The organism is Ammonifex thiophilus (assembly GCF_003368535.1).
Taxonomy (GTDB): Bacteria; Bacillota; Desulfotomaculia; order Desulfotomaculales; family Ammonificaceae; genus Ammonifex; species Ammonifex thiophilus.
On record NZ_QSLN01000013.1, the window covers coordinates 13,852 to 31,144 of the forward strand.

The following is a 17,293-nucleotide window of genomic DNA, read 5'->3' on the forward strand; positions in this document are numbered from 1 at the left end:
CCAATTTGGTTCTGAAAAATATCGACCTCGTCGTTCAATATGGAGAAATCGTGGGAATAATCGGCCCTAACGCCTCTGGCAAGACCTTGCTTCTGCGACTCATCAGCGGTTTGGCCTATCCAGACGCGGGAAAAATCGTCACCGGGGGGAAGACGATCGGACCCCAAAAGGGAGGAACCTTGGCAGATGTAGGGGTTCTCATCGAAACTCCGGGGTTTCTCCCTCACCTTTCGGGCAAAGACAACCTCCGCCTTCTGGCCATGCTGCGCGGGAAAATTGGAGATGAAGAGATCGATGCCGCCATGGAGCGGGTGGGATTGAACCCTACCGACCGCCGACCGGTGAAAGCCTACTCTTTGGGGATGCGACAGCGCCTCGGGATCGCTCAAGCCATAATGGAAAGCCCGTCCATTATTTTGCTGGACGAGCCGACCAACTCCCTCGACCCCGAGTACAGCGAAAGCTTTCTGGCCATGCTGCGGGAGCTCCGCGACCGGGGAACGGCCATCGTTATGACTTCCCACGAACTGGAAGAGGTTAAAGCGGTTGCCGACCGAATCTTAACTCTTAAAAACGGCGTCCTGAGCTGACCGGGGTGAAGAAGTTGCTCAGAACTTTTCTGGCCGCACTCTGGACGCAGGTTATTATCTCTCTGACCCGCCATCGCTGGTGGTCGGTTCCCGCTGCAATCTTGTTGCTTCTTGGGCTCTGTCTAGCAGATCTGAAGGTGAGAGGGGGGAGTTTTGCCGTTGCCAACCAGTGGGATGTGTTGCTCTGGGCTTGTAATCAGCCCTTTTTGGTAATGATTATCTACCCTGCTCTTTTCCTTGCCCTGGTGTCCGATTCGGCCAGTTCGGAACTGGAAAGTAACTGGTTTTATTTAACTGCGGGAAGAATTTCCTCCCGAGTTCTGTGGTGCTGGAGCAAGAACGGAGCCGTGGCCCTGCTGGCCGTATTTTTCACTGCCCTGCTTTTTCTCGGCTTCGGAGTCCTCGGGGGACTGGCTACCTCCTTCGGAGGGAGCTGGAGTAGGCTGGTTTACCTGTCGGGTTGGAAGTATCCCGGTGGTCTCCCCCTTTCTTGCCTCGCCATTCCTCCCCCGCTCGTCGCGCTAAGAATCTTTTTGCTGTTGAGCGTGGGATTGGCTGCCCTGGGGGCCGTCGCACTGAATCTCGCTCTGGTCGCCCGGCGGGCTTTCTGGGGCTGGGCGGCCGGGGTGGTGCTCTGCCTCCTTTCCTACGGGGCCTGGCACCAATTGCACCACCCACTGTCTTTTTTATTGCCCTCCCTGCATCTTCTGCTTGCCGCCCACAGAGAATGCAATCCTTCGATGCCCTCCGTATTCACCGTGCCGGCCTCTATGGCGGCAGGAGCGGCGCTATTTCTTATCGCCGGAATGGCGGGACGCCTGAACGTAAGTAAGCGAGATCTGTAGGAGGTTTGTAACAATGTGGATGCGGCTCATAATGGTGGAAATGCTCAGCCGCCCGCGTTGGTGGCGCTGGGTGGGCGTTCTCGGCTTTCTCTTTCTTTACCTATGTTACCAAACCATTCAGGTGGTTTTCCGGCTTCGCGTCGAGCAAGCGGACACCCTCAATCTCTGGCACCTCGTAGCTGAAGTCTTTATGGGCCCATCTCTTCATCCCTCCGTGTACGAAGTCCTGGGATGGGTGAGTCTCCCCGCGGCTTTTTTGGTGGCCATGGGAGAGCCCTTTTCGCTTCTCGCCATTCCCTGGGAGCGCATGATTCTCATCCGCCTGCCCCACCGGCTTGGCTACTGGACGGGAAAGATCGCCGCCTGGCTTCTGGCCGGTTGGCTGTACTGTCTCTTAGCCTTCGCCTTAACGGCCGTAGTTGCCCTGGGCCTATCTCCCTCCTCCATCAGCAAAACTTTGCCCCCGTATCTTATCGTGGGTGATCGGTTCATTTCTGGCCCTGGCCTGCCGGTTCTTGCCTGGGTTTTTGTGGGAGTCTTGGTGACTAACTGGTGGTCCGCGATCTTCCTGTTCTTTCTCTCCCCGGCGCTCAAGCAACCGGGAATGGCCACCGTGTGGACCATATTGCTGAACACCTTCCTGGTCGCTCTCGCCGGCACCTCTCCCTTCGCCGCCCGTCTCTTGGGCCCCGTGGCGGGGCCGGTGCTCCTGGCTCAGGCGCTGGGGCCGGAGCTCGCCCCTTCTTCTTTCCTCGCTGCCGGGTGTCTCGCTTGCTCCTGGCTGGTCGCTGCGGGAGTGGCTGGCTACCTTGTTTTCCGGCGCCGCCTGTTTTAAAGAGCGGAAGGAGTTGGGCCGGTAGCCAAGGAATTTAAAAGCCCAAGACCTTTGCCGGAGGGGATAAAAAGGTGCTGCGGCTGCTTTTCTGCACGGCGATCGAGGGAGATGTCAAGGCTTTGAGCCTGGCGGCGCGGGAGCTCGGGGAAAGGATACGGGTCCGGGCCTACACCCGGCGCGACCTGCAGCTCAAAGGGGGAAAGGAGCTCCTGGAGGAAGCGGCGGGAAGCCACTTCATCTTTTTTCACCTGATGGGCGGGCCGGAGTCCATGCCCCACTTCAAGGCGGTGGTGGAGCTCGCCCACCAGAAGGGCCTGCCCCTGCACGTCCAGCCCACCGCCGCCGAGGAGGACGAAAGTTTGAGACGGATCAGCACCATCGGGGGAGAGGAATACGATCTCGTCCGCCGCTACGTGAGCTACGGCGGGAGGGAGAACTTCAAGGCTTTGCTCGAGTGGTGCTGCTGGAAAGCGGGGCTCGGCTCCGCTTTACCGCCTCCGCCCCGGCCCCTGCCCTGGGAGGGGATTTACCATCCGCGCTACGGTTCTTGCCTTGAGCCGGAAGCCTTCTGGGAAAAGGTGGACCCGGAGAAGCCCCTTGTCGCCCTGCTCTTTTACCAGAGTTGGTGGGTAGCCGGTAATCTGGAGTTCGTCGACGCGCTGGTGAAGGCGCTGGAGAAGAGAGGGACAGAGGCCTTGCCCGTTTTTCTTTACGCCTCGGCCAACGCCGCTTTAGGCAGCCGGGGCATCGCCTGGGTGGTGGAAAATCTGCTTTACCGTGGGGGTCGGCCGGCGGTGGACGCCGTCATCTCGGCCCTCATGTTCTCCCAGACCCAGTCCACCCCCACTTTTGCCCGCCCGGCGCCGGAGAACTTTTACCTCCGGTTGGGGGTGCCGGTGATCAAGGCCATAGCCGCCATCACCCCCAAGGAGCGTTGGGCGGCGAGCTCTCAAGGGCTGGAACCTCCGGACGTTATTATGAGCATGGCTTTGCCGGAGTTCGACGGGCAGCTGATCACCGTGCCCGTGGCCTTCCGGGAGGAGTTGGAGCGGGACCCGGTGACCGGGGGGACGATGGTGCTCTACAAACCCGATCCGGAGCGGGTGGACAAGGTGGCAGCGCTGGCCTGCAACTGGGTTCGGCTCCGGCGCACTCCCCCAGCCGAGCGCAAGGTGGCAGTGATCCTGCACAACTACCCGCCGCGCAATGACCGGATCGGCTGCGCCTTCGGGCTCGACACCCCGGAAAGCCTCTACCGTCTCCTCTGCCGCCTGAAGGAGGCCGGCTACCGGGTGGAAAACCTCCCTCCCGACGCCGCCAGCCTTTTCCAGAATATCCTGGAAGGCCTGACCAACGACGCCAACTGGTCCCCGCCGGAAACCAGGAGAGAGCGGGCCGCCGCCCGTGTGCCCCTGGCGCGCCTGGAGAACTGGCTCGCCTTCCTTCCCCCTTCCGTGCAGGGGGAGCTTACTGCCAACTGGGGAAGCCCGCCAGGAAAGGTCATGACTTGGAACCAAGAGACCCTGATACCGGGGCGCTTTTTCGGCCACATCTTCGTGGGACTGCAGCCTCCCCGGGGCTTTGAAACCCAGCTGGAAGCCGCCTACCACGACCCCGACCTCCCTCCCCCCTACCAGTACCTGGCCTTCTATCGCTGGCTGGAGGAGGACTTCGGGGCCCATGTGGTCTTGCACCTGGGCAAGCACGGCACGCTGGAGTGGCTGCCCGGCAAGGGAAGCGGCCTTTCCGCCTCCTGCTACCCGGACCTGGCGCTGGACCGACTTCCCAATGTCTACCCCTACATCGTGAACGACCCCGGGGAGGGGACCCAGGCCAAGCGCCGCTCCTGGGCCTGCATCGTGGACCACCTGGTGCCGGCCATGACCTCCGCCGGCAAATACGAGCACCTGGAGGCGCTGGAAACTCTCTGCCGGGAATACCAGGAAGCCCTGCACCTCGACCCGCCCCGGCTCCCCAGAATAAAGGAGGCCATCTGGGCCAAAGTGAAGGAAAGCCACCTGGACCGCGATCTAGGAGTCACCGGGGAAGACGAGCAAGGCTTCGACTCCTTCCTGGAGCGCCTGCACGCTTACCTGCACGAGGTGGGAGATTCCCTGATCAGGGAGGGGCTGCACATCCTGGGGCAGCCGCCGGAAGGGGATAAGCTGGTGCACTTCCTGGGCGCTCTGTGCCGCCTGCCCCACGGGGAGATCCCCGCCTTAAGGGAGGCGGTGGCCGAGGCGCTGGGCTTTTCCTACCGGGAGCTGGAGGATAACCCCAGCCGCTGGTACCCGGAGCTCCGGACCACTGCTGCCGCCCTGCTCGACCGGGTGGAGGAGAAGACGGAGGAATGCTTGCGGTTGCTGGTGCAGGCCGGCTTCGACCCCGCCGCCTGCCCTGGGATCGTGGCGCAGGTGCTGGGCCGGGAAGAGGAGCAGCTCGTCCGGGTACTGGAGTTCGTGGCGCGGGAGGTCTGGCCCCGCCTGGAGGGAGTGCGGGAGGAAATCGAAGCTTGCCTCGCCGGCCTTTCCGGCCGCTACGTCCCGCCGGGGCCTTCGGGAGCTCCCACCCGGGGGCGGCTCGACGTCCTTCCCACGGGGAGAAACTTCTACTCGGTCGATCCCCAGGCCCTGCCCACCCGCGCGGCCTGGGAGGTAGGCAAGCAGCTGGCCGATCTCTTCCTGGCCCGCTACCTGGCCGAGCGCGGCGCTTACCCGGAGAACGTGGGCATGGTCATCTGGGCCACCAGCGAGATGCGCACCGGCGGGGAGAACATCGCCCAGGCGCTATACCTTATGGGGGTAAGGCCGGTGTGGGAGGAGGCCACCGGCCGGGTAAGGGGGCTGGAACTCATCCCCAGGGAGGAGCTGGGGCGGCCGCGCCTCGACGTCACCCTGCGCGTCTCCGGCCTCTTCCGCGACACCTTCCTTAATATCATCCATCTGCTGGACGACGCCGTGCGCCGGGTGGCCGAACAGGAAGAGGGAGGCAACCTGCTGCGCCGGCACTTCTTGGCCGAGGTGAGCTCCGCCTTAGCCCGGGGTGTGAAGGAAGAGGAAGCGCGGGAGGAGGCCCTTTTCCGCATCTTCTCCGACCCGCCGGGCGCCTACGGGGCCGGGGTAAACCACGTGATCGACGAGAGCAACTGGAAGGACGCTCAAGACTTAGCTCAAGTTTACCTTACCTGGGGAGGGTACGCTTACGGGCGCCGCTTTTACGCCAGGGAGGCCAAAGAGGTCTTCGCCCGGCGCCTGGCCCGGCTCGACGCCACCATCAAAAACGAGGACAGCCGCGAAATCGACATCTTCGACGACGACTGCTTCTACGCCTATCACGGGGGGATGATCGCCGCCGCCCGCTCTCTGGGGGGCAACCCCGTGAGCTTCGTGGGCGACTCTTCCGACCCCCGCAAGGTGAAGGTGCGCACCCTGCTGGAGGAAAGCAGGAGGCTTTTCCGGGCGCGGGTGCTCAACCCCAAGTACATTAAGGGAATGCGGGAGCACGGGTTCAAGGGAGCGGGGGATCTCTCCCGCATGGTGGACTACATCTTCGGCTGGAGCGCCACCGCCCAGGTGATTGAGGACTGGATGTACGAGGGGCTGGCCGAAAAGTACGTCTTCGATCCGGAGGTGGCCGGGTGGATGAAAGAGGTCAATCCCTGGGCGCTGCATAACATCCTGGCCAAACTTCTGGAAGCCATAAGCCGAGGGCTCTGGCGGCCAGCGCCGGAGCTGGAGGAAAGGCTCAAGAACCTCTACCTGGAGGTGGAGGGGCTGCTGGAAGAGAGGTCCTAGGGCTTGCGGGCCGTGACCAGGTACCGGTCGGGCCGGTTGACGAGTTCAACCTCCACGAAACCGGCCTCGCGAAAGAGGCGACGCATCTCTTCTTCTTCGGGCAGGAGATGATCCCGCACCACCCCGCCCAGGGAGCGGTGAAGTTCGTTGATCGCCTCCCGGCTCATGGTGTGGCAGACCACCGCCCGGCCGCCCGGCTTCAAAATCCGGAAGATCTCCCGCACTGCCCGGGCCTGGTCTTTGAAGTGGGGGAAGCAAGAGTTGCAGATGACCTCGTCGAAGGTTCCGTCCGGAAAGGGGGCGCAGGCTATGTCTCCCTGCACGTACTCCACCCCTTCTTCCCCGTACTTGGCCTTCGCGATGGCCAGCATTTTCTCGGCCAGGTCGAAAGCCACCACCTTCCCCTCCGGCCCCACTGCCTCCAGCAGTAAAGGGATCAGGATTCCCGTACCGCAGCCCACATCCAGCACCCGGCTGCCGGGCTTAATCCCGAGCTCCTTGATTATTTGAGCCAGCCGCTCCCTGGTTTCCGGCCGGATCTTCTCATCCCAGCTTTCGGCCCGCTCGTTAAAGTATTGCCTGGTTGCCTCGTCCATGGAGTTCCCTCCTCCACTGTTTGACCTTGCGTTTAGGCGAGAAAAGGCTGCAGAGAATGAAAATAGCCACCGAGACCAGCACGATGGTGGCCCCGCTGGGAAGGTTAAAAAGATAAGAAAGGGCCAGCCCCGCCCAGCAGGATATGACTCCGAAAAGCCCGGCCAGGAAGAACATGCGCTTGAGGTTATAGGTGAGCTGATAGGCGGCCGCGGCCGGGTTGAGAATGAGGTTGTAAACCAGAAGGCCGCCAATACTGGGCAGGGAAGCGGTGATGGCCGTTCCCGTCAGGAAAAGCAGGCTGTAGAAAACGAGGTGGGCGGGGATGCCCACGGCCAGGGCGATCTCCCGGTGGAAGATCACCGCCTGGATTTCCTTGAAAAAAAGCAGCACCAGAAGCAGGATGAGGACGGCCACGCCCGCCAGCAGGGCAACACCGGAAGTGGTCACCGTGAGGATGCTGCCCCACAGGAGCTCCAGGGCTTGGGTCTTGGGCCCGGGGAGTAAGCCCATGAAGAGGAAGGCCAGGCCCATGGTGGCGGAAAAGACGATGCCTATGGGGGTGTCGGGGTTGAACTCCCCCCGGTCGGCCAGGGGCCCGATGACCGCCGCCGCTGCCAGGCTGAAGAGCAAGGAACCCAGCTGCGGGTTAAAGCCCAGCAGAGCGCCGCAAAGCGCCCCGGCAAAGGCGGCGTGGGCGATGGCCACCCCAATGAAGGAAAGGCTCATGGTGACCACGAACACCCCGATTAAGGAGCAGGCTATCCCTCCCAGCAACCCGGCCAGGAGGGCGTATTGCATGAAACGGCAGCCCAGGATGGAAAGATCCAGAGAAAACTCCTCCCTTGCCTACTTTTTGCGCGCCACGATGATCTTGGAGTCCAGCGCGTCGCCGATTTTCCCCAGAGGTGGGCCGGCAAAAGCCTCGGCCTCCATTATCTTCTCCACCGCGAAAAACTCCTCCAGCTCCTCTTCAGGCAAAAAGCCGATCTAGAACTTCTTCCCGCAGCGTCTCCTCCGGGGGACCTTCGCCCCACACAAGCCCCTCCCGCATCAGCACCACTCGGTCACAGAGCTTCTTGGCCACTTCGATCTCGTGGGTCACCACCAGCGTGGTTAGCCGGTAAGCGTGGTGGATCTGGCGGATAAGCTCGACAAGGCTTTCCCGCGCCCGGCGGTCCAGGGCGGTGGTGGGCTCGTCCAGAAGCAAAATTTCCGGCTCCTGGGCCAGAGCCCGGGCAATGGCCACGCGCTGCTGCTCGCCCCCGGAGAGGTGGCCGATGGGGCGGGAGGCCAAGGGTGTCATCCCCACCAGCTCCAGCATGTGGTCCACCACCTGCCAGTCCCGCCTTCCCGGCCGGCGCAGCAGGCCTAGTTTGCCGTAGCGGCCGATCATCACCACCTCCCGGGCACTGATAGGCATCCGGGGGTCGATGTTCTGGATCTGGGGCACGTAGCCGACACGCCGCCTGAGCCAGGAGGGAAAGCGCTTCTCCACCCGGTGGCCCAGCACCTTTACCTCTCCGTGCAAGATCCTGGCCAGGCCGTTGATCAAAGTAAGCAGGGTAGTCTTGCCCGCCCCGTTGGGCCCCCACGATCCCCACCAGCTCCCCCCGGCGGGCCGTGAAAGAAGCCCCTTTCAAGGCCACGTCCTCCCGGTAGGAAACGACCGCCTCTTTTACCTCGATGACGATCTCGCCGGAAATATCCCTTCCCCCTCTAGGACTTCTTGAGCGCTTCCAGGAGCAGATCCACGTTCTTGGTCACCGCCGCCGCCCAGGTATCGGTTCCCGGCCAGGCGCCCGGGAAGTTGGAGAGAACCACGTGGGGCACCTTGAGTTCCTCCGCCAGCCCCTTGCCCGCATCCGGGCCGCTCTGCAGGTTGTCCACCACCAGTTTAACCCCTTCTTCCCTGCCCTTACGCAGGAGCTCTTGCAGTTTCTGCGGGGTGAGGTCTTCCGGGCGGCCGTAGGTGCCCACTATCTGGAACCCCGCCCATTTAAGAAAGCCCTGCTGCATCTCGGCGCAAAGTATCTTCACCTGGCTCACGTTGGCCGCCTGCAACTTGGCCCGGAGCTCCTTCTCCTTAGCTTCCACCTCGGCCAGGGCTTTGCGGGCATTCTCTTGATAGAAAGCCTGGTTGGAAGGATCGTGCTGGCAGAGCGCGGCGGAAATGGCCTCGATGGCCTGCTTTTGCACCGGCGGCGCCATCCAGTTCCCCTGCACCGCTATGGGCACGGCCACTAGCTTATCGTTGTGCACCGACTTTAGCAGGTTCTCGGAGAAGAGCTTGCCTTCCCAGTCGTGGTAGAGCAAGAGCTGAGCGGTGGAAAGTTTCTGCACATCGCCGGGTTTGAGATCGAAGTGCCCGGGACATACGCCGGGAGGAACAATATTGGTAACTGCCACGCGATCTTTGCCTATTTCCTCCACGATGGAAGCAATGAGGGTGGAGCCGGTGGCCACGTTGAGCCGGCTTTCCTTCTGGGCCTTGGTGCCGCAACCGGCCAGAAGCAACGTTAACGCCGAAAGAACGACGACAGCTGGAACCAAGATACGCTGCTTTCTCATCCTTCCACCTCCGGAATAAAAGTAAAAAGCCACGCAGGTTCTCCCGCGCCTCGGAGGAGCCTCCGTGACTTCGATTAACCAAAACCTTCGCGTTTCTGGCGGACAGCTTCGTGCTGCCGTTAACCTAAAGTTAAAAAGCATTTCTACCTGACTTTGACCTTATCCTGCCAGAGCCTCCCCACCTAAAACCAAAACCCCTCCTCGATCCGGAGGGATTCGGGAGGGGCTGAAATCCTTGACTGGTGCCGGAGGCGGGAGTCGAACCCGCACGGGCAAAGCCCAGAGGATTTTAAGTCCCCCGCGTCTGCCGGTTCCGCCACTCCGGCGCACCAAACTAGGCACTTTCATTATATCAGATAGCTTTGCCCCTCGAAAAGCCTTTAGGATAGTAGGCTTGGTTCTGTTTAAGCAGCTTGGTCTGGATGCAAGTTTCGGCCACACTTCCCATCTTTTCCCCGCCGCATTTCATTTGCCACCCAACAAAAAGGGCGCTTGCTAAACAAGCGCCCTGAGAAAACTTTGATCTTGGAGCGATTTTAACCCACCGAAGGCGGCGGGATGATCACCCGGAAGAGTATGAGGAAGAAAACCAGAAGCGTTATACCGATCCCTAGAGTCCACCAGATCAGTTTCTTTTCCGGTGGAGTGATGTCTGTCCATTCCTCCTGCTGCTTCTCCAACTCGTTGGCCATAGCCTAAAACCCCCTTTCCCCGTTTACATGGGCAACCTGGGCGGGTACACGCCATGGAAGAAGAGCCAGGAGATGAAGAGCCCGATCCACACGATGAACCCGAAGAGGCAGATGAGGTAGACCGCCGCCAGTCGGCCCATCCCCTCTTCCCACAACTTGCGGAAGTTGGACATGAGACCGATGGTGAAGAAGGTCAGCACGAAAAAGATGCCCCGCAAGCTGTCGGCCTCTCCCATGGCCGCCTTGGCCGTGTTTATGAAAGCCTTGTCCTGCAGGTGACCCAGGCCCACGAGGAGCATGACCAGGAAGGTTAGGAAGTAGCCGATAACGAACTTGGGGAAACGGTGCCAGATTTCGATGGCTTGCACCTGGACACCCGGCTTGCGCTCAATGCTGTAGACCCACACCAGCGCCAGGATGAAGGCCCAGACGCCGATGAAGATGTCGATGAAGATCTTGGTGGTGACGGCTGCCATGGTGATGAAATCCTTGTCCCACTTCACCTGCAGCAGGTTCATGGCTTTGGCTTGGATGAGGGCCGCCGTTATGGCACCGCTGGCCACCGCCGCTCCGTCGGTCTTCACGGCCAAGCCCATCCAGGCGCCGGCCACCATGGGCTGAGTGTAAAGGAAAGCCTGAGCCAGGAAGGGAAGCAGGATGAGCTCCACCACGGCGAAGATAACGACGAGGGAGGAGACGATGATGGGTACCACCGGCCGGGCGCGGATGGCGGCACCGGTAGCAATGGCTGCCGAGACGCCGCAGATGGAGATGCCGGAAGCCAGGGGAGCCGCCCACTCCGGAGTGAACTTGAAGTAACGCCGGGCTATAAAGTAGACCAGAGGCCAGTAAATGAGGTAGGCTTCCACGATGGCGCACAGACCGCGCGCCAGGATCTGTCCCGCCAAGCCCAGAGCGTCGCAGGCCTTGATACCTATCGAGGCACCGAGAATTACGATGGCAGTCTTGACGTACCACTCCGGACGGGTAGCTTCTTCCAGGAACTGGGCGAAGCCGCGGAAGAAGTTACCGATGATGAGACCCAAGATCAGGGCTACGATGAAGCCAGCCTCACCGGTCAGGCGCAGAACAGGCTTGGCCATGCCCAGCTTCTGCGCGTCGGCCTCGGTCGGCGCCGCTATGGGGCCCCAGTGGCCGATAATCCAGCAGATATAAGCGAGCCAGAAAATTATCGTGAACCCTACCACGAAGCGCCCCACATTAAAGCGCATGGCCGCTGCTCCGACGGTGGTGATGACCAGCAGAAACAAATAGGTGAGGATCAAGGAGGTTATACCGGACATGCTTTGCGCGAACTGCTTGGATACCGGGGAAAGGGCCTTGGATATGTCGGTCCACATGTCGGTTTTGACTACCCAGCCTAGAAGGTCGACGCCATAAAGCTTGCCCAGAGCTAGGAAGAAGATCAGAAGTCCGAGCCATACTGCCCACCAGTCTTCGGTGGTTAGAAGCGGGGAACCACTGTTTCTCTCTTGGGCCATGCCCATCCCTCCTTACCGAGAACAGTGTTCGCCCTACACCGACCGCCCTATGCCTCCCTTTTCCCGCCTTGTCTCGTCCTCACCCCCTTCGAACCAACTTCTTTTACATTCTATTTACAGGTTATCAGAGAAATGCGCGAAAGTAAAGGTTAAATTAAGGTAAAAAGCGGCCTTTAAGGCCGCCTAGCTCAATGGCAACACCGAAATTGAGCAGAAAGCAAACCCAAGCCGATGGCTTTAACTTTTTCGATTATACTTTTACGGAGTCCAAATTTCTTGCCTCCAGCTTCACCCTGGCGTGCCTGACCCCGTAACCAAAGTAGACCAAGAAACCCATCAGCATCCAGACAGCGAAGCGGATCAGCGTGACGGCAGGCAGACTGAAAATCAGAGCCAGGGAGCCGATGACGCCCAAGGGAGCCACCAGCCATAGTGTCGGCACTTTGAAGGTGCGCTTGGCTTCCGGCCGGGTCACGCGCATCACCATGACACTTATCGAGGTGAGGGTGAAAGCCGTCAAACCGCCGATGTTTGCCAGCTCCGCCAGCTCGTTGATCGAAAGAAAACCGCCTCCAAGTATGGCCGCACCGAAAATCGCAAGGGTGGCTATGTGAGGGACGCGGGTGCGCTCGTGAACACGGGCGAAAACGGGAGGTAGCAACCCGTCCCGGCTCATGGCGAAGAGAACCCGGGTGGCGCTCAAACCGTAGCCCAGCATGACGGCGATAAGGCCGAAAAGTATGGCCACGGAGATCAAGGCCCCACCCCAGCGGATGCCCATTTCCATAAGAGCAAACGCAGCGGGATCGGGGACATCCAGGCGAACGTAGTTCACCACCCCGGTGAGGACCGCCGCCATGCTCACGTAAAGCAAAATCACTATGCCCAGGCCGCCGATGAGGGCAACGGGGATGCTCCGCTGAGGGTTCTTGACTTCTTCCAGGACAGAGGTCATGCCGTCGAAGCCGGTGTAGGCGAAGAAGGTGAGGGCAGCTCCGGTCAGGATGCCGGAGAGCCCGAAGGGGGCAAATGGGTGCCAGTTGGCCGGCTTGAGGTGAAGGAGGCCACAGGCCAGGAAGAAAAGGATGGCCAGCAGCTTGATCACCGTGAGCAGCACGTTGGTCCGGCTGACGTTTTTGATGCCGCTGTAAGCAACATAGCCCACCAGCCCCAGGCCCAGGATGGCCGGGATGTTGATTATCCCTCCGTGGGCAATATCCCGGGTGAAAGCCGCAGGCAGATCAACCCCTAGGGATTTAAGAAAAGAAACCACGTAGCCCGACCACCCGACCGAAACCGTGCTGCACACCACGGTGAACTCAAAGAGGAGATCCCACCCCACGATCCAGGCCAAGATTTCTCCCAGAGCGATGTAGGCGTAGGTGTGGGCGCTTCCCGCGAAGGGAGCCATAGAGGCAAACTCTACGTAGCATAGGCCGACGCAGATGCAGACCAGCCCCGGTTTTTAAAACTGTACAAAAGTGTTTAACCACACCTTTGCACAGCCGCCCCCGCACCAGGAACGGGAACTGACCTTCCCACCGCCCGCTCCCAGTCCCCCGAAACCAAAATCAATCTCAGGGGAGAAAAGTCCCTCACGGTGCCTTTCACCTGAGGGAACTTTTCGAGAAGCGGGACGGTGAGGGCTGCGGAGAGAACTCGCCAGCTTTTTCGTAGTCCCGAAAGACTACCCCTCACCGGCTCCTTCCCTCGGTTGGCCGGATGTCGGGAAGCAGGCTCACTCTCCCCGCTTTGAAGTGTGCGTAAGTGCCTCTGAAGGGTCTTAAGCTCACTACGTACAGCCGATAGCCGCTTCTTTATGGCCCTCTTCCGCCACTCATTTTCCTCTTTCCTCAGCTCTCGCTTGAGCTCTTTTACCTTCTCCTCGAGCTGAGCTGTGGAGTAGAGCAGAAACTCTTCATCTTTAAGCAAAAGCCGGTAAGACTCCGGCAGCTTCTCCTCAAAACCCAGGGCCCTCCTTCCGATGACTAAAGCCCCGGCTACGTCCTTGTCCACCAGGTACTGGGGCGCGTATTTCAACTTCCCTATCACCGAAGTATAGGAGGGGTCTTTCTTGGCTACTTCTACCCCGTGCCTCTTGGCCAGGATCTCTATCTTCTCCAGGAGGCTTTTATAAATCCACCGCTGGAGCTTCTTCCGGAGCTTGGGGAGGCCGTCTTCCCTCCTCCCCTTCGGCAACTTTTCTAAGTCTTCCATGGCGATGGCCTTACCCTTCTCCAGGGCTAAGTTGACCACCTGGTAGGCTACCTGCCAGCAGAGGTACTCCCTCTTGTCGTGAGAGGCGGAAAGAAGTTCGTGGAGGCTTATCCTCTCGTAGCCCAGGAGGTTCCCGTCGGGAGAAACTTCCGCCAGGGCCAGGTGAAAAGGGTAGGCGTTGACGTCTATCCCTAAGACCCCGTTTTCCAGGGTGATGGTGGCGGGAGGGAACTTCTCTTTGACGCTCACGAGGGCGTAGACTTCACCGTCTTTGAGCTTCAGCTCCACGTCGTAGGGGAACCACTCACCGGTCTTCTCCGCCTGGCGCAGGCTCCAGATGAAGCCTATCCACTTGTCCTTTTCTCTCTTGACCGGCCTTATGACCTTAGCCCAGACCCATCTCCTTTCTCCCACGCATATCCGGAGGTAAAGCTCCCCTTCAAGCCAGACGAAGCGGAGGTTGAGGTTCCCCCGCTTGCTCCTGTCTCCCCGGGAGTAGAGGTTCCCCTGCCTCCTCTCCCTCCACTCCCGCTTCAGCTCCTCGCGCCTTGAACCGTTCAAGTGCTTCTTTTTGAGCTTCTCGAAGAGGTTTCTCGAGCCGAAGACTACCTTGGAAGGGCTCTGGCCCCTTTCCCGGCAGGACTTGAGGATGCTCTGGGCCTTCAAGATGGCGTCGTCGGCGTAGCGGGTGTTGATCTGAAAGACGTGGGCCAGGTGCGACTTCAGCCCGTTCCTCTCGTGACCCTCGAGGAGCCTCCGGTAGCCGTACCTCTCGGCGGAGGAGAACCTCCGCATGAGGTCGAGCACTCTCTGCCTGTCCTCTTCGTTCTGGAACTCTAAAAGCGACTTCAGGGTTATCACTTCTTCTTCCCGCCCCTCTTACCACTCACTGCCAGGGATTCTAGCAGGGGCCGATAACCCCTGTCTCTCGTGGTTCGGGAGGGAACCCCGGGCTTTAGCCCGTAAATTTCTTTGCACTCTTTGAGGGTTAACAATTTCCGCCTCATAGCTCAGGCACCAATATACACATTTCGCCAGAAGTTATCAACTGTTGTAAACCTCCCAGTAGATAGGAAAGGCTCACCGCTGGCCCGGCGTACTTGGCCGCCGCCACTCCCGGCAATACGAAGATACCGGCACCTATGAGCGAGCCGACAAAGAGAAACAAAAGTTCCAGAGTCCCGATCTCGCGCTTGAGCCTGTATGCTTGATCCTCTGCCAGAGCCTTCACCTGCTCGATCCTTTTTCTGCGCAGTAAGATTCCATTAAGCTGGGCTATATCCAATTTTCCCCCTCCCCTGCTGTCGTGCTGACAAATTTTTGAGCAACATTTTACCACACCACGGAGAGCGGTGAGAAGCAGGAGAGGAAAGCTTTGAAGTGGAAATAAAACCCCCTAACGAAAGGAGGGGATCCATCCGTGCGGGCTATGCTCTTGTCTGAGCCCCGCCCCATTGAGGAAAGACCGCTGATCGAGACCGAGTTGCCCGAGCCCGAACCGGGACCGGGTCAGGTACGCCTGCGGGTAGAGGTCTGCGGGGTTTGCCACACCGACTTGCACACGGTGGAGGGGGACTTGCCCCTGCCCAAGCTCCCTCTGATACCCGGGCACCAAGTGGTCGGGGTGGTGGACGCGACGGGCGAAGGGGTAACCCGGGTAAAGGTGGGAGATCGGGTAGGAGTCCCCTGGCTTTACCACACCTGCGGTTCCTGCCGCTTTTGCCGCAACGGGCAGGAAAACCTCTGCGAGGAAGGCCGCTTCACCGGCTACCACGTGGACGGGGGCTACGCCGAGTATATGCTGGCGGAGGAAGACTTCGTCTGCCCCTTGCCCCCGGGGCTCGAGCCGGCGAAGGCCGCTCCTCTCCTCTGCGGAGGGATCATCGGCTACCGCGCCCTGAAGCTCAGCGGCATCAGGCCCGGAAGGAAACTGGGGCTTTACGGCTTCGGGGCTTCCGCCCACCTGGCTATTCAGGTGGCCACCTACTGGGGGTGCGAGGTTTTTGTCTTCAGCCGCGGCGCCCATCACCGGGAGCTGGCCCGGGAGCTGGGGGCGGTTTGGACTGGCACTCCCCAGGAAAGCCCGCCGGAAAAGCTCGATAGCTCCATAATCTTCGCCCCGGCAGGCTGGCTCGTGCCCCTGGCACTCGGACACCTGGACAGGGGAGGGGTGCTCGTCCTGGCCGGGATCACCATGACCGATCTTCCCCAACTCAAGTACGAGCTCCTTTACCACGAGCGGGTGGTGCGCAGTGTAGCCAACGCCACGCGCCAGGATGCCCGGGAATTCCTGGAGCTGGCGGCCGTCATCCCGGTGAAGACCACCGTAGAAACCTTCCCCCTGGAAGAGGCCAACGAAGCCCTGCAGAAACTTAAGGAGGGGAGGATCAACGGGGCCGGGGTCCTAGTCCTTTAACGGTGGGACATGGCGCCGTAGCTGGCCAGGATGGCCCCAATAAGGGCGGCGGCCACGAAGGCCACCATCCCGCCCATGAGCACGATGAGCAGGGGCTCGATCAGAGAAAGGGCGCGCTCGATCTTGGTCTCCAGGAGTTCCTGGTACACTCCCGCCAGCATTTCCAGAGCTCCGTCCACCCCTCCCGTCTCCTCCCCCACGCGCACCATGCTCCCTACCATAGGAGGGAAGATGGAGGTGGCGTGGGAGAGGGGGGTGGAGAGGCTTTCGCCCGCCAGCACCGCCTCTTCTATCCGTTCGAGGATGCGTTGCAAGGCCAGGTTGCCCACGGTCTCCTTGGTGGCGCGCAGCGACTCGATCATGGAAACGCCGCTTTGCAAGAGCAGGGCCATGGTTTTGGCAAAGTGGACCACCAGAGCGTACTGGAAGATCTCCCCCAGCACCGGGAGATAAATCTTGTAGCGGTCCAGGTAGTAGCGGAGAAAGGGGATGCGCAGCGCCACCAGGAGGAAAACCAGGAAGCCCGCCGTCCCCAGGCCGATCTTGGGCAGGTTCGGGGGGACCACCTCGCCTATGCGTATGAGGAGCTGGGTATTCCAGGGGAGTTCTCCCCCTATCTCCTGCAGGAAGGGCAGGAGCCGGGGGATGACGTAGGCGATGAGGAAAATGGCTGCCCCGAGGGCGGCCACGAAAACCAAGGCCGGGTAGATTATCCCGGAAATGATGCGCCGCTGCAGCGCAAGCCTCTCTTCCCAGTAGCGGGTGGCCCGTTCCAGGGAGACGTCCAGCAGACCGCTGGCTTCTCCGGTGCGCACAAGGCTGGTGACCAGGCGGGGAAAGACGCGGTGCCGGGCCATGGCCTCGCTGAGGGGCACGCCTCCCTCCACCGCCTCGCGCACCTGGCGCAGGATGTAGCGGAGCTTGCGGCTCTTGGTCTGCTTTTCCAGCACGGAGAGGGACAGGGTCAAGGAAACCCCGGCGCGAACGAGGGAGGCCAACTGCTTGAGGCACAGCAGCACCTCCCCCTGCCGCACCAAGCTCAGCTGGGCCAGGAGATCCCTCCGCTCCTTGGCCGCCGGCTGGGCGGGGGCCTCCTCCACTTCGCGCAGCTCGGTTACCGTGAACCCCCGGCTGCGCAGAAGGGCCGCCGCCTGGGCTGGGCTGGCCGCCGTCACCTCCCCCCGCACCCGCCGGCCTCCAGCGTCGAGCGCCTGATACCGGAACTGCGGCACTTCGT

General features: G+C 60.9%; 15 protein-coding genes, 1 tRNA gene and 1 pseudogene. 5 read left to right on the plus strand and 12 right to left on the minus strand.

The genetic code is table 11. The features are described from left to right. Window positions 1–5 precede the first annotated feature (5 nt). The 4 genes from DXX99_RS08365 (at window position 6) to cobN (ending at window position 6,064) form a co-directional block, all read left to right on the plus strand. Complete coding sequence (locus tag DXX99_RS08365; RefSeq protein ID WP_205664676.1) at window positions 6–590, plus strand: ABC transporter ATP-binding protein; 585 nt, start codon at window positions 6–8, stop codon at window positions 588–590. A gap of 137 nt (window positions 591–727) precedes the next feature. Then, complete coding sequence (locus DXX99_RS08370) at window positions 728–1,435, plus strand: hypothetical protein (RefSeq protein ID WP_134642979.1); 708 nt, start codon at window positions 728–730, stop codon at window positions 1,433–1,435. 13 nt (window positions 1,436–1,448) lie between these two features. Continuing rightward, on the plus strand, window positions 1,449–2,270 hold the full coding sequence (locus DXX99_RS08375) for a hypothetical protein (RefSeq protein ID WP_115793048.1): 822 nt from the start codon (window positions 1,449–1,451) through the stop codon (window positions 2,268–2,270). 71 nt (window positions 2,271–2,341) lie between these two features. Next, window positions 2,342–6,064, plus strand: a complete 3,723-nt coding sequence (cobN, locus tag DXX99_RS08380; protein ID WP_115793049.1) for a cobaltochelatase subunit CobN — start codon at window positions 2,342–2,344, stop codon at window positions 6,062–6,064. Here cobN and DXX99_RS08385 read toward each other — a convergent pair. The 11 genes and pseudogenes from DXX99_RS08385 to DXX99_RS08430 form a co-directional block, all read right to left on the minus strand. Further along, window positions 6,061–6,660: a class I SAM-dependent methyltransferase gene (locus DXX99_RS08385; protein WP_115793050.1), complete on the minus strand. Its 600-nt coding sequence runs from the start codon at window positions 6,658–6,660 to the stop codon at window positions 6,061–6,063. The two genes, cobN and DXX99_RS08385, sit on opposite strands and share 4 nt — an antisense overlap. Then, window positions 6,632–7,459 carry a metal ABC transporter permease gene (locus DXX99_RS08390; RefSeq protein ID WP_115793051.1) on the minus strand — a complete coding sequence of 276 codons (828 nt, stop codon included), beginning with the start codon at window positions 7,457–7,459 and terminating at the stop codon, window positions 6,632–6,634. The genes DXX99_RS08385 and DXX99_RS08390 overlap by 29 nt, the downstream gene beginning before the upstream one ends. 48 nt (window positions 7,460–7,507) lie before the next feature. Next, a complete protein-coding gene (locus tag DXX99_RS12030) occupies window positions 7,508–7,639 on the minus strand; it encodes a hypothetical protein (protein ID WP_276308337.1) in 132 nt (43 codons plus the stop codon). After that, window positions 7,632–8,258 (minus strand): annotated as a pseudogene (locus DXX99_RS08395) (metal ABC transporter ATP-binding protein); the annotation flags it as partial. The pseudogene DXX99_RS08395 and the gene DXX99_RS12030, both read right to left, overlap by 8 nt. A gap of 119 nt (window positions 8,259–8,377) precedes the next feature. After that, window positions 8,378–9,229 carry a metal ABC transporter substrate-binding protein gene (locus tag DXX99_RS08400; RefSeq protein ID WP_115793070.1) on the minus strand — a complete coding sequence of 284 codons (852 nt, stop codon included), beginning with the start codon at window positions 9,227–9,229 and terminating at the stop codon, window positions 8,378–8,380. Window positions 9,230–9,469: 240 nt separating this feature from the next. Continuing rightward, a tRNA-Leu gene (locus tag DXX99_RS08405) sits at window positions 9,470–9,555 on the minus strand. A 210-nt stretch (window positions 9,556–9,765) separates the two neighbouring features. Beyond that, a complete protein-coding gene (locus DXX99_RS11560; protein WP_165847789.1) occupies window positions 9,766–9,921 on the minus strand; it encodes a hypothetical protein in 156 nt (51 codons plus the stop codon). A 23-nt stretch (window positions 9,922–9,944) separates the two neighbouring features. Beyond that, window positions 9,945–11,423: a putative sulfate exporter family transporter gene (locus DXX99_RS08410; protein ID WP_115793053.1), complete on the minus strand. Its 1,479-nt coding sequence runs from the start codon at window positions 11,421–11,423 to the stop codon at window positions 9,945–9,947. 250 nt (window positions 11,424–11,673) lie between these two features. Next, entirely contained in the window at window positions 11,674–12,879 is a 1,206-nt protein-coding gene (locus DXX99_RS08415; RefSeq protein ID WP_115793054.1) for an amino acid permease, read from the minus strand. A gap of 29 nt (window positions 12,880–12,908) precedes the next feature. Beyond that, complete coding sequence (locus DXX99_RS08420) at window positions 12,909–14,501, minus strand: IS200/IS605 family accessory protein TnpB-related protein (protein WP_115793055.1); 1,593 nt, start codon at window positions 14,499–14,501, stop codon at window positions 12,909–12,911. Between the two features lie 142 nt (window positions 14,502–14,643). Beyond that, window positions 14,644–14,925, minus strand: coding sequence for a hypothetical protein (locus DXX99_RS08430; RefSeq protein ID WP_115793056.1), 282 nt, complete (start codon window positions 14,923–14,925; stop codon window positions 14,644–14,646). Window positions 14,926–15,069: 144 nt separating this feature from the next. Between DXX99_RS08430 and DXX99_RS08435 the strand changes: the two genes are divergently transcribed. Next, on the plus strand, window positions 15,070–16,056 hold the full coding sequence (locus DXX99_RS08435) for a zinc-dependent alcohol dehydrogenase family protein (protein WP_240610880.1): 987 nt from the start codon (window positions 15,070–15,072) through the stop codon (window positions 16,054–16,056). Here the strand turns inward: DXX99_RS08435 and DXX99_RS08440 are convergent. Further along, entirely contained in the window at window positions 16,053–17,288 is a 1,236-nt protein-coding gene (locus tag DXX99_RS08440; protein WP_115793058.1) for a type II secretion system F family protein, read from the minus strand. The genes DXX99_RS08435 and DXX99_RS08440 overlap by 4 nt on opposite strands. Window positions 17,289–17,293: the final 5 nt, after the last annotated feature.